The organism is Glutamicibacter sp. NPDC087661, assembly GCF_044743275.1.
In the GTDB taxonomy this organism is placed as follows: Bacteria; Actinomycetota; Actinomycetes; order Actinomycetales; family Micrococcaceae; genus Glutamicibacter.
In genome coordinates this window covers 76,350-90,121 of the sequence record NZ_JBIUWE010000001.1, presented here as the reverse complement: position 1 = coordinate 90,121, position 13,772 = coordinate 76,350, and the positions used below count along the sequence as shown (strand labels likewise).

18 protein-coding genes are annotated in these 13,772 nt (G+C 61.7%); 4 read left to right on the top strand and 14 right to left on the bottom strand.

The features are described from left to right. Positions 1 to 57: 57 nt before the first annotated feature. From ACIOTN_RS00425 to ACIOTN_RS00405, 5 genes are all read right to left on the bottom strand, one after another. Positions 58 to 648 (bottom strand): copper resistance CopC family protein, encoded by a 591-nt coding sequence (locus ACIOTN_RS00425; protein WP_105657035.1) that lies wholly within the window; start codon positions 646 to 648, stop codon positions 58 to 60. Between the two features lie 43 nt (positions 649 to 691). Then, on the bottom strand, positions 692 to 1,300 hold the full coding sequence (locus ACIOTN_RS00420; protein WP_133833541.1) for a hypothetical protein: 609 nt from the start codon (positions 1,298 to 1,300) through the stop codon (positions 692 to 694). Between the two features lie 158 nt (positions 1,301 to 1,458). Then, entirely contained in the window at positions 1,459 to 1,743 is a 285-nt protein-coding gene (locus ACIOTN_RS00415; RefSeq protein ID WP_013349906.1) for an HU family DNA-binding protein, read from the bottom strand. A 275-nt stretch (positions 1,744 to 2,018) separates the two neighbouring features. After that, entirely contained in the window at positions 2,019 to 2,303 is a 285-nt protein-coding gene (locus ACIOTN_RS00410; RefSeq protein ID WP_013349906.1) for an HU family DNA-binding protein, read from the bottom strand. A 174-nt stretch (positions 2,304 to 2,477) separates the two neighbouring features. Next, entirely contained in the window at positions 2,478 to 3,446 is a 969-nt protein-coding gene (locus ACIOTN_RS00405) for an SDR family NAD(P)-dependent oxidoreductase (protein ID WP_105657037.1), read from the bottom strand. A 219-nt stretch (positions 3,447 to 3,665) separates the two neighbouring features. On the opposite strand from ACIOTN_RS00405, the gene ACIOTN_RS00400 reads away from it, so the two are divergent. After that, positions 3,666 to 4,247 (top strand): DUF1992 domain-containing protein, encoded by a 582-nt coding sequence (locus tag ACIOTN_RS00400; protein ID WP_166650710.1) that lies wholly within the window; start codon positions 3,666 to 3,668, stop codon positions 4,245 to 4,247. A 60-nt stretch (positions 4,248 to 4,307) separates the two neighbouring features. Here ACIOTN_RS00400 and rpsN read toward each other — a convergent pair whose 3' ends face one another. The 9 genes from rpsN to ACIOTN_RS00355 form a co-directional block, all read right to left on the bottom strand. Further along, positions 4,308 to 4,613 (bottom strand): 30S ribosomal protein S14, encoded by a 306-nt coding sequence (rpsN, locus tag ACIOTN_RS00395; RefSeq protein WP_013349909.1) that lies wholly within the window; start codon positions 4,611 to 4,613, stop codon positions 4,308 to 4,310. Positions 4,614 to 4,616: 3 nt separating this feature from the next. After that, entirely contained in the window at positions 4,617 to 4,787 is a 171-nt protein-coding gene (gene rpmG / locus ACIOTN_RS00390; protein ID WP_013349910.1) for a 50S ribosomal protein L33, read from the bottom strand. 2 nt (positions 4,788 to 4,789) lie between these two features. After that, positions 4,790 to 5,026, bottom strand: coding sequence for a 50S ribosomal protein L28 (gene rpmB / locus ACIOTN_RS00385; RefSeq protein ID WP_013349911.1), 237 nt, complete (start codon positions 5,024 to 5,026; stop codon positions 4,790 to 4,792). A 327-nt stretch (positions 5,027 to 5,353) separates the two neighbouring features. Beyond that, positions 5,354 to 5,854: a MarR family winged helix-turn-helix transcriptional regulator gene (locus ACIOTN_RS00380; protein ID WP_105657039.1), complete on the bottom strand. Its 501-nt coding sequence runs from the start codon at positions 5,852 to 5,854 to the stop codon at positions 5,354 to 5,356. A 360-nt stretch (positions 5,855 to 6,214) separates the two neighbouring features. Next, the gene (locus ACIOTN_RS00375) at positions 6,215 to 7,012 is read right to left on the bottom strand and encodes an ABC transporter permease (protein WP_105657040.1); all 798 of its coding nucleotides are present in this window, start codon (positions 7,010 to 7,012) and stop codon (positions 6,215 to 6,217) included. 1 nt (position 7,013) lies between these two features. After that, positions 7,014 to 7,937 carry an ABC transporter permease gene (locus ACIOTN_RS00370; RefSeq protein ID WP_332730597.1) on the bottom strand — a complete coding sequence of 308 codons (924 nt, stop codon included), beginning with the start codon at positions 7,935 to 7,937 and terminating at the stop codon, positions 7,014 to 7,016. Further along, positions 7,934 to 9,067, bottom strand: coding sequence for an ABC transporter ATP-binding protein (locus tag ACIOTN_RS00365; protein ID WP_332730596.1), 1,134 nt, complete (start codon positions 9,065 to 9,067; stop codon positions 7,934 to 7,936). The genes ACIOTN_RS00370 and ACIOTN_RS00365 overlap by 4 nt, the downstream gene beginning before the upstream one ends. Then, the gene (locus ACIOTN_RS00360; protein WP_166650709.1) at positions 9,064 to 9,225 is read right to left on the bottom strand and encodes a hypothetical protein; all 162 of its coding nucleotides are present in this window, start codon (positions 9,223 to 9,225) and stop codon (positions 9,064 to 9,066) included. The genes ACIOTN_RS00365 and ACIOTN_RS00360 overlap by 4 nt, the downstream gene beginning before the upstream one ends. Before the next feature lie 15 nt (positions 9,226 to 9,240). Then, positions 9,241 to 10,464: a PotD/PotF family extracellular solute-binding protein gene (locus tag ACIOTN_RS00355; protein WP_402734685.1), complete on the bottom strand. Its 1,224-nt coding sequence runs from the start codon at positions 10,462 to 10,464 to the stop codon at positions 9,241 to 9,243. Between the two features lie 210 nt (positions 10,465 to 10,674). Here ACIOTN_RS00355 and ACIOTN_RS00350 point away from each other — a divergent pair, with 210 nt between their 5' ends. The 3 genes from ACIOTN_RS00350 (at position 10,675) to ACIOTN_RS00340 (ending at position 13,733) form a co-directional block, all read left to right on the top strand. Beyond that, the gene (locus ACIOTN_RS00350) at positions 10,675 to 11,142 is read left to right on the top strand and encodes an Lrp/AsnC family transcriptional regulator (protein ID WP_105657044.1); all 468 of its coding nucleotides are present in this window, start codon (positions 10,675 to 10,677) and stop codon (positions 11,140 to 11,142) included. Further along, positions 11,139 to 12,518, top strand: coding sequence for an aspartate aminotransferase family protein (locus tag ACIOTN_RS00345; protein WP_105657045.1), 1,380 nt, complete (start codon positions 11,139 to 11,141; stop codon positions 12,516 to 12,518). The genes ACIOTN_RS00350 and ACIOTN_RS00345 overlap by 4 nt, the downstream gene beginning before the upstream one ends. A gap of 156 nt (positions 12,519 to 12,674) precedes the next feature. Next, positions 12,675 to 13,733, top strand: coding sequence for an ImmA/IrrE family metallo-endopeptidase (locus tag ACIOTN_RS00340; RefSeq protein ID WP_332485883.1), 1,059 nt, complete (start codon positions 12,675 to 12,677; stop codon positions 13,731 to 13,733). The last annotated feature ends 39 nt before the right edge of the window (positions 13,734 to 13,772 follow it).

Genomic DNA, 13,772 nt, shown 5'->3' with positions numbered 1-13,772 from the left:
CGGTGTCCAGGCGCGCCAAAGGCAGCGGTGGCCTCGGGCGCACCGGAAGGGTGGGGGCTACTTGGACTGGCGCATGAACTTGGCCAGCACGCCCAGCGCGCCGCCAAGGATGACTACGCCGATGATGACCCAGACCACCGGGCTCATCGAGCTGCCCAGGTCCTGGACCGGGTTAGCGCCTGGATCCAGGTCGGCGGACCCTGCGGAGTCGCTAGGCGCCGCTGGCGCGCTCGAGCTGACCAGGGTGGGGGCGGCCTGTGGCGCGTCGACGCTGAAGCCGATCTTGTTCTCGATCGGGTGGCCGTCAGACGAGACCACGCGGTAGGCCAGCTGGTACTCGCCGTTGCCCAGCTCCTTGGCCGGGGTGACGGTGACCTTGGTGCCCTTGGTCTTGGCCTCGGTGTCGATCTTTTCCCCATCGAGGGTCAGCGAGACCACCGTGGAGTCCACGCCGGATAGGCTCTGGAGCACGCCGGAGAATTCGAGGGTGATGTCCTCGGGCACTTCCTGGATGGTGGCCCCGGCCTCCGGGGTAGAGCCGATCAACTGGTCGTGCGCGTTGGCGGCACCGATCGAGCCGGCGAAAGCCAGCAAGGAGAATGCCAGTACTGCGACTAGTCGGGTGATGTTCTTGGTTACTACGCTCATGATGTTCCTTCCAAGCCCCTTGCGGGGCGCTTCAATTCTTTACTCAGGCAGCAAGAATGAAGCAGGGCGGACCGCGGCGCTCCGGCAGTCTTCCCAATTGCGCCAGCTTGAGTTGGAAACGCAAGGGGAAGTAGGCACGAAGCGGCCGGGCAGCAGGTACCTGCACGCGAATGCGCGAGAGGATCCGCCGGGCCGTTGAAAGGGTGAGCCAGCCGGCCATGGCCTTGAGCAGGCGTTCACCGCCGTAGAGCACCAGTACGCTGGCGATCGCGGCCAGCACGTGGGCGTAGAGCATCGATTCGGTATGCACGTTGGCGTACTGCGCGGTGATGTCCTGCGCCAGCGCTGGATTGCGCCCCGCATGGTGCGCGTGTTCCAGACCGGAAATGTCGCCGCCCTGGTGGCTCATCACCGACAAGCTCAGGTGGTAGAGCCCCTGGCTGAGCAGCACGACCAGGCTGGTCGCCCACAGGGAGAACTTCCGGCCCACCAGCACGACGCCGATAGCCGCAGAGACGCAGGTAATGAGCACCATGGCCACCACCGATAGCGCTGTAGGCGCACTGTGGGCGTGCGCGGCAAAGGCTGTCCAGGTGCACACGCTTGCCGCCAACCAGCCGCGGATAACGCGGGTTGCGGGTTTCTGTGACACGATGGGCAGCCATTCTTCGCGGAGTTCTACGATCGAAGCTGATTCTACGCGAAGTAGAAGAGCGCCTCAAACGGTGCTCCGATAAAGCAGAAGGCCCGACCCTGCCTCCTGGATTTCTCCGGAGCGGGTCGGGCCTTGCGCAAAGCTCTAGCGGAAGCTTACTTCTTGGCTACAGCAGCCTTCAGCTTCGACCCAGCGGTCAGCTTGACCGAGTGGCCAGCAGGAATCTGGATTGCTTCACCGGTCTGTGGGTTGCGGCCGGTGCGAGCTGCACGATCGGTGCGCTCTACAGCCAACCAACCTGGGATCGACACCTTCTCACCCTTGGAAATCTGGTCGACGAAAACCTCGAAGACTGCATCCAGAACACCATTAACGGCAACCTGGGAGTTTTCGGTCTTCGCTGCAACAGCAGCAACAAGTTCGCTACGGTTCATAGCCAATGTATGGTCCTCCTGGACTAGTGATCCAAAGCCCTCTTCCGGGCCCCGAACGCCGCACGGTCGCACGGTCTTACCAGTGAGAACATATCAAACGTTTCGCCCCAGAACTGCGGAAAACAGGCGGAAAACCGGGATTTTTTCAACTAATTGCAGATTTCTTGGCTCAACGGCAGCATTTTTGGGTTCAATGAAGGCTTTTGCAACGTTCCTTAACGCCGCAAGGCCCGCCAATCCGGGAACGGACAGCGGGCCTTGCGCAAAGCTCTAGCGGAAGCTTACTTCTTGGCTACAGCAGCCTTCAGCTTCGACCCAGCGGTCAGCTTGACCGAGTGGCCAGCAGGAATCTGGATTGCTTCACCGGTCTGTGGGTTGCGGCCGGTGCGAGCTGCACGATCGGTGCGCTCTACAGCCAACCAACCTGGGATCGACACCTTCTCACCCTTGGAAATCTGGTCGACGAAAACCTCGAAGACTGCATCCAGAACACCATTAACGGCAACCTGGGAGTTTTCGGTCTTCGCTGCAACAGCAGCAACAAGTTCGCTACGGTTCATAGCCAATGTATGGTCCTCCTGGACTAGTGATCCAAAGCCCTCTTCCGGGCCCCGAACGCCGCACGGTCGCACGGACTTATCAAGAGTTGAACTTACCAGCTGAAAGCGACAAAAAGTGCATCATCTTGCGGATTCTGCTGAATTTTCGCCAAATCAAGGGTGTGAAAGTTCACCCGGGACCTACAGCGCGAACGGATCGAGGCCTTCGTTTGCCTCCACGAAAAGTTCCCAGGCTTTGCTTTGCAGCTCCTTGCCGCGGGTCGCTTTCGCCGGGCTGGCCAGTGCCGTTGGACCCTTCGTGAGGTATTTCGGCCCCAAATAGCTGCCTCGGGGCGCGTCTTCGAGTTCCGGCGCCAATGCCGCTTCGACCAATGCCACCGCACCTTCATGTTTGCCCTGCGCGAAACTGGACTGCAATTGGCCAATCAGCCGCTTGGCAAAGTCCGGTTCGTTGATGTTGGGCACCTGCGGGGTCAGCCCGGAAAGCGAATACCCCGGGTGGATGGCCAGCGCGCGAGCCGGCAGTTCCAGCTGGCGCAGCCGGTGGTCCAGGGCCAAGGTGAAGGCTTGCACTGCCGCCTTGGACTGCGCATAGGCACGGTATGGATGGTAGTCGCGGGTCAAGGCCAGGTTTTGCGGATCGGTAGCCAGCATCCGGGTGGACATCGATCCCAGCCCGATGAACCGCAGCGGCTGGGCGAAGCGTTCGGCCAGCTCGCCGACTAGCCGCGCATGCCCGATGAAATTCGTGCTCATGGTCAGCTCATGGCCCAGCAGGCCCTCGACGCGGCTCTGCGGCGCCCGGATGACCCCTGCATTGGCGATCAGCGCATCCAATGGCCGATTGCGCAGTTCAGCTGCCAGTCCCATTGCGGATTCCATGCGCGAGGAGTCGAACTGCATGAATTCCACGCTAGCCGCCGGTACGCGCAGCCGGATCTGCTCCATGGCATGCTCCGCACGGCTCTGGTTGCGGCAGGCCAGGATGACTTGCGCACCGGCTCGCGCCAAGCCGAGGCTCGCGAAGAAGCCAAGGCCGCTATTCGCGCCGGTCACCACAACGGTCTTGCCTTGGCCCAGCGGCGCCCACCGCTGCCGGTTCGCGTAGATGTCAGTTGCGGGTCTCGGATAGCGCGTCGCTGGCTTCATGGAATACACGCTACTACAGGGATAATGCTCGATTGCGGGTGGGACATGGCCGCTTATAGCGATCTCCAGCCACCTCGCAGCCGCTTGCTGGGCACTGAATCCTTGGCGAGGCGCCCGAACCCGAAGGGAATGATTTTATCTTCCCAGCTCCCCCATCAATTGCTTCGGAAAGTCCCAGTGCCGTTGCCGGGCTCAGGCGCACGGTGGGATCATTGGAAGATGGAGCACAGCGAGGATGCCGCACTGAATGCGGCCCGGTACAAGATGAAGCAGGACAGCGAGCCGTTGCCGGTGGACGAGTATGCGCAGGCCACCGGGATGGCTCCCGTCGAGAAGCAGAAGACGCCGCTGCAGCTGCATGCCGAGGACGAGGCATGGGAAGTGGCCAACTCCGTGCTCGATGAGGCTTTCGCCCGCGGGGACTTCGACAATCTTGCCCTCTCGGGCCAGAAGATCGACCATATCACCAGCAATGACGATCCCGACTGGTGGCTGAAGTCCATGATGCGCCGCGAGCAGCTTACCGGGCTGGGCCCACCAGCGCTGACCTTGCGGGTGGAAGATGAGCAGATGGAGCAGACCTTGGACCGCTTGCCCTCCGAGCGGGCCGTGCGTGAGCATATCGAGGATTTCAATGCCCGCATTATCGAGGCGCGGCGGCAGCTGCTTGGCGGCCCGCCGGTGATCACCGCTTTGCGCGATTCCACCGCAGAGGTGCTTGGTTGGCAGGAACGCCGGGCGGCAGAACCTGCACCGGTGGCAGAGAAAGCACCGGTGAAACGCCGGTGGTGGCGGCGTTAAAAGGCGAAGCCGCCTTCCCGAAAGGGAAGGCGGCTTGCTAAGTCAAAAGACTTGCAGGTCTTACCAGGAAGACTTGGTGATGCCCGGAAGCTCACCACGGTGCGCCATGTCGCGGAAGCGAACACGGGAGATACCGAACTTCTGGAAGGTGCCGCGTGGGCGACCGTCGATTGCGTCGCGGTTGCGAACGCGAATCGGGGAAGCATCGCGTGGAAGCTTCTGCAGGCCTACGCGTGCAGCTTCGCGAGCTTCGTCGGTTGCGTTTGGATCAACCAGGGTCTTCTTCAATTCGAGACGCTTTGCAGCGTAACGCTCGACAATGACCTTGCGCTGTTCGTTCTTTGCGATCTTGGACTTCTTGGCCATGTCTTAGCGCTCCTCTCGGAATTCAACGTGCTTACGGACGACTGGGTCGTACTTCTTCATGACCATGCGGTCAGGGTTGTTACGACGGTTCTTACGGGTTACGTAAGTGAAACCGGTTCCAGCGGTGGACTTCAGCTTGATGATCGGACGTACGTCCTTATCCTTCTTTGCCATTTTTAGAGCTTCACACCCTTCGCAATCAGGTCAGCAATTACAGCGTCGATACCGCGAGCATCGATGACCTTGATGCCCTTGACCGACAGGGTCAGGGTCACCTTACGGCGCAGGGAAGGCACGTAGTAGGTCTTCTTCTGGATGTTCGGATCGAAACGACGCTTGTTGCGACGGTGCGAGTGGGAGATGCTATGTCCGAAGGCCGGAGTAGTACCGGTTACCTGGCAAACAGCTGCCATGATCACTCCTCAGTTAGTTAGTAGTAAAATTCGGCGGTACTCGCGCACAGTGCCCATACCAAAATATCGACACCGCTTCTGCGTTATGAGTCCCGCCAACCAGTGAAACACCGTTAATACTGCACACTAGGAAGGTAACCAGGCTGGGTGAGAACCAACCGAAGAGCCTTAAAGTATGTAAGTCGGTGAACTTCGCAACCGGTCGAGCAATTTCCCCGTACTCAGTCGGCCACGATATTCGGTATTACGGGCAACGCGCAGTTGTTCTGCTGTTAGACGGCATAACAACACACGCGATTAACGCCTGATTAGCTTATCGAGAATTCCTCAGTGTTCCAAATCGAGGTTTTCCGAATTCAGGATCCAATGATCCGCATCAAGCGAAGTTGTAATTTTGCGTGCGATCCGCGTGAGATCGTTAACGTCCTTGTCATCAAGGGTATCGAAGAGAAGTCCGCGCACCGAGGCAACGTGGTGAGGCGCCATCTGCTGCACGGCTTCCCATCCGGCCTGCGTTAATGAGGCGATTTTCACACGGGCATCTTCTGCGGACTGCTCGCGGGTAACCCAGCCGCGCTTCTCCAGCTTCTTGACCACATGCGACAGTCGCGAAAGCGAAGCACTGGTGTGCGAAGCCAGCGTCGTCATGGTCAGCTGATGGTCCTTGGCCTCGGAGAGCATGGCGAGCATGTGGTAGTCGAAAAGCGTGATGCCTTCCAGGCCCTGCAGATCGGAATCCAAGGCCGCCGGAAGCAAAGTCATGACAGCATGCAGTCCAAGCCAGGCGTCGCGTTCAGGCCCGGAGAGCCAAACTGGCTTATCGCTCATGAAGTTTCCAATCGTTCATAGACCTGCACCTACAGGCCAGCAAGGTATCAACCTGTAGACCATATATTGTAAAGCTAAGTATTTACTATATGTCAGATGCCCGCATTTCGGCTCTCTGCCAATATTTCGTTCCGCCAGCCACCCTAATGGCCTTTGGGCGCGGCTGCATCCTGCAGGCAATGGTCCTGCAAATCACCGCAAGAGCAGCAAGCGGCCGGAGGCCTAGCGCCAGTCCAACAACGTGCAGGTCCCAGAGGGTGCAAGGAGCGAGCTGGGTACCGCTCACGCTAGTGACGATCCCTGCTTTTTGACCAGCTGGCAAGCCAAAGGCCCGCGCTGAAGAGCGCGGGCCTTTGGAACCTAGGAATTCTCCAGCTGTTTCTTCTTCCGGTAGCTGATCACCTGTCCGATGACCACCACGAGCAGGGCAAGGATGAACATCGCCGAACCAATGACATTCGCCTGGGCCGGGATGCCGCGGGTAGCTGCCACATAGATGAACTTCGGGAAGGTCTGGAAGGTGCCGGAGTTGAAATTCGTGATGATGAAATCATCAAAACTCATCGCGAAGGACAACAGCGCGGCGGCCACAATGCCTGGCAGCAGCAGCGGGAACGTCACCTTCCAGAAGGCCGCCCGCGGCGAGGCGTAGAGATCGGCGGCCGCTTCTTCCAATCGCGGATCCAGCGAGGAGACACGAGCCCTGACGGTGACGATCACGAAGGACATGCAGAACACAATGTGGGCGATCACGATGGTGGCGTAGCCCAGTTCCCAACCGAGGTTCAGGAACTGTGCCAGCAGAGAAGCGCCGAGCACGACCTCCGGAGTAGCCAACGGCAAAATGATCAGCACATCGGTGAGCTTGCGGAACCGGAACTTGTAGCGGACCAGGCCGATGGCGATCAGCGTGCCCAAGGCGGTGGCGGCAATCGTGGCCACCGTGCCGACCTGCAGCGAGTGCGCCAGCGATTCGCAGACCGCCGGAGCGCCGCAGGGGTTCTGCCAGTTCTCCAGGGTGAAGCCGCGCCAGTCCAGGTTGGTGCGGCCGGCATCGTTGAAGGAGAACACGAAGATGTACGCGATCGGGACCAGGAGGTAGATGAAAGCCAGCCCGCCGACAGCGGGGATGAACCAGCGTCCGATTTTCTGCTTCATGCTACATCAGCTCCTTGGTCCCGAAGCGGCGGATATAGATCGTGACCAGGATCAGGATCGAGACCATCAGCACGAAGCTCAACGCCGAGGCGCCCGGGTAATCGATGACCTTGAAGAATCTGGAATCGATGATCTGGCCGATCATCGTAGTATTGCGGTTATTGCCCAGCAGGGCCGCGTTCACGTAGTCGCCGGCGGCCGGGATGAACGTCAGCAGGGTGCCGGCGAAGACGCCCGGGGCGCTCATCGGCAGCGTCACCTTGAAGAAGGAGGTCACCGGGCTGGCATACAGATCCCCCGAGGCCTCGAGCAGGCGGGTGTCCAGCCGGCCCAGGTTAGCGTAGATCGGCAGCACCATGAACGGCAGGAAGTTATAGGTCAGGCCCGCGACGACCGCGAACGGCGTGGCAGTCAGGTGCCCGTCGGCTGGCAGGATCGCCAGGAATTTCAGCGTTTGGGCGATGAACCCCTCATCGGCCAGTATCTGCTTCCAGGCCTGGGTGCGCAGAATGAAGCTGGAGAAGAACGGGGCGATCAGCAGCACCAGCAAGATGCCCTGCAGCAGCGTCTTCTCGCGCAAGCGGACTGCCACCAGGTAGGCCATCGGGAAGCCGATGAGCAAGGCCAGGACGGTGGCGATCAGCGCGAACCCGAAGGAGCGCAGCAGCTCGGGCCAGTAGGCGGCGAGCACCGTGGCGTAGTTGCCGATTTCGAAACCCGGCACGAATTCGCCGATTTCCCCGCCCTCGGGTTTCACGTACAGGCTCATTGCCAGCAGGACTACCACCGGAAGCGCGAAGAACAGGGCGAGCACCAGCATGCCCGGGGCGATCAGGTAGACGCCGGTGCGGCCCTTGCGCCGCTCCGCCCGGATCTCCTCGGGGCTGCGCAGGTCGACGATGCCCTTCTTGGTCATGACCGTCATGGCTGGTCAACTCCGGCATCCTCGTGCTCGGCACCGGCCAATCCGAAGGAATGCTGCGCTTCCCAGGACAGGTACACGGTGTCGCCTTCGGCAGCAGGCTGCTGGCCGCGATTCTGCGCGAAGGTCCCGAGCGTGCCGATCCCGTCCACCTCGACCAGGTACTCGGTGGTGGTGCCGGTGAAGGACACGTCGACCACGGTGCCGGACAAGCGGTTCTCTCCCGCATAGCCATCGCGCGAGATCGTGATCTTCTCCGGGCGCACCCCGACGACCACCTCCCCTGAGGCCTGCACGGCGCGGTCGGCCGGCAGCAAGATGGCTTGGCCGTTGACCATGACGCTGAGCATGCCGGCGTCATTGCCGGTGACCGTGCCGCGCATCAGGTTCGACTTGCCCAGGAAGTTCGCGACGAACGCGGTCTTGGGCAATTCGTAGAGTTCGCGCGGCGGGCCCATCTGCTCGATCCGTCCGCCGTTCATCACGGCGACCACGTCGGCCATGGTCATGGCCTCTTCCTGGTCGTGGGTGACGTGGATGAAGGTCAGGCCGACTTCGGTCTGGATGTTCTTCAGCTCCAGCTGCATTTGGCGGCGCAGCTTCATGTCAAGTGCCCCGAGGGGCTCATCGAGCAGCAGCACCTGCGGGCGATTGACCAGCGCCCGGGCCAGGGCCACGCGCTGCTGCTGCCCGCCGGAGAGCTGGATCGGCTTGCGATTGGCAAGGTGCCCGAGCTCCACCAGGTCCAGCCCGGCCCTGGCTTTCTCCATCGCCTGCTTGTCCTTCTTGCGCTTGAGCCCGAAGGCCACGTTTTCCAGCACGCTCATGTGCGGGAACAGCGCATAGGACTGGAACACGGTGTTCACCGGACGCTGGTGGCTGGCCAGCGCGGTCACGTCCTGGCCGCCGATCGAGATGCTGCCCTCGCTGGGGGCCTCAAGGCCCGCGATCATGCGCAGGGTGGTCGACTTGCCGCAACCGGAGGGTCCGAGCAGGGCGAAGAAGGTGCCCGAAGGGACCACCAAATCCAGGTCCTTGACCGCCACGAAGCTGGAAAAGCGCTTGGTGATGCCCGAGAGGTGCAGATCCGCGCCGGTGGCAGTGGTTTCGGTACGCGTTGCCAAGGTTGTCATGCCCCTATCACTTCCTGGAACTGGTTGTGGAAATCGGTTTCTGCTGCCGGTACAGCACGTGCGGAGGTTGCCCGGTTGACGACGTCCCTGGCACGGGCCGGGCCCGAACCGTGGCCCTTGGGCAGGCGCTGGCAGTTGATGGCTCGTTGGCGAGTCATGGTGTTCCCCGCTTTCTAGGCGCCGATTGCACTCTGGAATTCAGAGTTCAACGCGGTCTCTTCATCCGCTTCCAGCGAGCGGAAGACATGTGCCTTTGCCAGATCCTCATCGGTCGGGAAGATCAGCGGGTTGCCGACCAGGTCAGGGTCGATCTTTTCCATTTCTTCCTGGGCGCCGACCACCGGGCAGATGAAGTTCACGTAGGCTGCGACCTGCGCGGCCACGGCCGGGTCGTAGTAGAAGTCCATGAGCTTCTCGGAGTTGGCCTTGCGTGGCGAGGCCACCGGGACCATCAGGTTGTCGCTCCACAGGGTGCCGCCGGCCTCGGGGATCACGAACTCCCACTGGTCATCGTTCTCGAAGTTCATCTGCACGATATCGCCGGACCAGACGATGCCGGCGATCGCATCGCCCGAGACGAAGTCCTCCTTGTAGGAGTTGCCCTTGACCTGGCGGATCTGGCCATTGCCGATGTTCTCGCGCAGCACGTCGGCAGCGGCGCCGAATTCGCTTTCGCCCCATTGGCCGGCGATGTCCACGCCGTTGTGCAGCATCAGCAGGCCGATGGTGTCGCGCATTTCATCGAGCACGGTGATACGGCCCTTGAGCTTTGGATCCCAGAGGTCCTCGACGGATTTCAGGCCCTTGGGGAATGCCTTCTTATTCCAGGCGATGCCGGCGTAGCCGGACTGCCAGGTCAGCGAGTGCTTGCGTCCCGGGTCGAAGTCCACGTCCTTCAGGTTGGGCAGCAGGTTGGCCGAGTTGGGGATGTTCGCCAGGTCCAGCTCCTGGGCGTAGCCCTGGCGGATCATGCGGCCGGCCATCCAGTCGGTCATCGTGATGACGTCCTGGCCGATGTCCTGGCCTGCCTTGAGCTGGCCCTGCACCTTGCCGTAGTAGGTGTCGTTGCCGTCGATATCCTCGCGGTAGTTCACCTTGATGCCGGTCTGCTTGGTGAACGCATCCAGTGTCGGGTAGGTCTTCTTCTCGTCGTCGTAATCCAGGTACAGGGTCCAGTTGGCCCAGTTCACGGTGGGGTCGTTTGCGGAAATGTCCTCGATCGACGGTGCGGCTTTGGTGCTGCTTCCTCCCGTGCCGCAGGCTGCGAGCAGCCCGGTCAGGCCCAATGCGCCGGTCGCGGAAAGCACGCTGCGGCGGGAGTAGCTGCGCTGGCTCACGGCCTGGACCAGTGCGCGGACTTGGGGGTCTTGCGGAAGTCGGCGTTGCGAGTGCGACATGGCTGGAATCCTAACGACGAATGTGATCGGCCACACATGAAAGTGTTGTCGTTCATCCTGCCAGCAATGCACAAGTCCAACAAGACCCGAACGCAAGTTTCCTTGTAAAAATTACGTTACGAAAACTGAAAACTTTCAAAAATACCCCTTTCGCAACTGAATCAGTGACGGTAGGGTCTGTGGAAAGTCCCTTAGACCTAGGAGGTCGATATGACGCTGCCCTCGCATACGGCACAGGCCATTGATGAAATTTCCAAGGAGATCATCGAGCAGCTGCAGGAAGATGGCCGGCGCTCCTATGCCGCCATCGGCAAGGCAGTGGGCCTGAGCGAAGCGGCTGTGCGCCAGCGCGTGCAGAAGCTGGTCGAGAGCCGCGTCGTGCAAATCGTCGCAGTCACCAACCCGCTGGAATTGGGATTCACCCGCCAGGCCATGATCGGCGTCGTCGCCGCCAGCGACATCAGCGGCACCGCCGACCGGATCGCCGAACTTCCGGAAGTCGACTACTGCGTGGTCACCGCCGGCAGCTCGGACATCCTCGCGGAGGTCATCTGCTCGAACGATGAGGACCTGCTGCGCGTGATCGGAACGATCCGCGGGCTCGAAGGCGTGGTCAGCACCAATACGTACACCTACCTTTCACTCAAAAAACAGGAATACAACTGGGGAACACGATGAACACACCACGTGGTACCGATCGCCAGCAAGCCGCTCGCGATCACCTTTGGATGCACATGGCCCGGCACTCCGGAATTTCCAACGGCGCGCATGTTCCGATCATCTCGCGCGGCGAGGGGCACAAGATCTACGACGATGCCGGGCGCGAATACATCGACGGCTTGGCCGGGCTGTTCGTGGTCAACGCGGGGCACGGGCGCGCCGAATTGGCCGAAGCCATGGCCAAGCAGGCCGAGAAGCTGGCCTTCATGCCGCTGTGGTCCTACGCCCACGAACCGGCGATCGACCTGGCTGAGCGCCTGGCCAGCTATGCACCGGGCGACTTGAACCGCGTCTTCTTCACCACCGGCGGCGGCGAGGCGGTCGAATCCGCCTTCAAGCTGGCCAAGCAGCATTTCAAGATGAAGGGCAAGCCGGGCAAAACCAAGGTCATTTCGCGCGCCCTGGCCTACCACGGCACCCCTCAGGGAGCCTTGGCCATCACCTCGCTGCCGGATATGAAGACCCCGTTCGAGCCCTTGGTCCCCGGCACCTTCCGCGTGCCGAACACCAACTTCTACCGCGCACCGCAGATGTTCGCGGACAACGAGAAGGACTTCGGGCTGTGGGCCGCGGAGCGCATCCGCGAAGCCATCGAATTCGAAGGCGCCGACACCGTGGCGGCGGTCTTCCTGGAACCGGTGCAGAACTCCGGCGGCTGCTTCCCGCCACCACCGGGGTACTTCGACCGGGTCCGCGAGATCTGTGACGAATACGACGTGCTGCTGGTTTCCGACGAAACCATCTGCGCGTTCGGCCGCATCGGCTCGATGTTCGCCTGCAACGACTTCGGCTACGTCCCGGACATCATCACCTCGGCAAAGGCGCTGACCAGTGGCTATGTCCCGCTGGGCGTGATGGTCGTTTCCGACAAGCTGTTCGAGCCTTTCACCAAGGGCGATACCACCTTCTACCACGGCTACACCTTTGGCGGGCATCCGGTGGCAGCCGCGGTGGCGATGGCGAACCTGGACATCTTCGAGCGGGAAGGATTGAACGAGAACGTCAAGAACAATGCCGACGCGTTCAAATCCACGCTGTCCAAGCTCACCGATCTGGACATCGTTGGCGACGTGCGCGGCGCCGGCTACTTCTACGGGATCGAGCTGGTCAAGGACAAAGCGACCAAGGAGACCTTCAGCGACGCGGAGTCCGAACGCCTGCTGCGCGGGTACCTCTCCCCGGCCCTGTGGGAGGCGGGACTGTATTGCCGCGCCGACGATCGCGGCGACCCGGTCATCCAGCTGGCTCCGCCCATCACGATCGGGCAGCCGGAGTTCGACCAGATCGAATCCATCCTGCGCACCGTGCTGAAGGAAGCGGCCAGCAAGATCTAGCGCCACGAAGGCTCGCAGGCACCGCCTGCGAGCCTTTTCGCAAGTCAGAGCGTGTTACTTCACGAAGCTGCACGCAATTGGTGCTTTGTGGCATAGGCCACTAGTCTGAGGTCATTAGACGATCAAGATCGCCTTTTGGAAGATTGCAGGAACCTCATGACTTTGGAACCGACCAGAATCAGGTTGGCACGCGAACGTGCAGCGCTGAGCCGGTCCGCCTTGGCCGCCTCGCTGGGTATTTGCGAGCGCGAACTCGCCCATGCTCCCGAGGATCTTTCCCTTGCGCTGGCCGATGCGCTGGGCTGCGCGCCGCAGTTCTTCCGGCTTCCCGCGGCCCAGGGCATCGACACCGAACGGATCTTCTTCCGCTCCCCGCGCCGCACCAGCACCGCGCAAAAAGTCGCCGCAGCCGCGCTGGGCCGCAACGGCGTAGAACTCTACAACCTGATCACGCGGAACTTCCGGCTCCCGCACACCGGGATCCCCGAGCTGTGCGGCTTCACCCCGGAAGATGCCGCCGCGCATCTGCGCACCGAATGGGATCTGGGATGCGGCGCGCTGCCCGATCTGCTGCATCTGCTCGAAGCCCGCGGGGTGCGGGTGCTGAGCCTGCCGGCCTCGCTCGAAGCGGTCAAGACCTTCAGCTTCTGGGAAGACGAGCAGGCCTTCATCTTTCTGGCCGCCGGCAGCCGCAATGCACAGCGCCTGGCGATGGCCCACGAGCTGGGGCATCTGCTGATGCACTCCTCGCTGGGCGAGAACCGCGAGCAGGTGGCCGCCGCGGAACGCGAAGCCGACGAATTCGCGGCACGCTTGCTCCTGCCCTCCCTGTCCCTGCAGGTTCGGGTCTCCGATTCCCTGCAGATCCCGCAGCTGCTGGCACTCGAAGAGCAGTTCGGTGCACCGGCCCAGGTGATCCTCGCGCATTCGCGTGCCCGCGGCTTGCTGGGCGAAGGCGCCTACCAGTGGTTGTCCCAGGAGCTGGCGCTGGAACCGGCCCAGGAGCACCAGCAGCTGGTCTCCCGGGTCTTCTCCCTGGTCTTCCCCTCCCTGCAGCGCGACCATCGGGCCAGCACCGCACGGATCGCCCGCGAATTAGGGCAAACCGCATCGCAGATCCATGAGCTGACCTTCGGGCAGGCGTTCGTGCTGCTCGAAGGAGAGAACCTGCACGACGCCGGCCAGGCGATCCGCGGCCACTTGCACGCGCTCTAGCAACCCCGGGGTTTGGCAGCTACGCTGGTGCCACCAGGC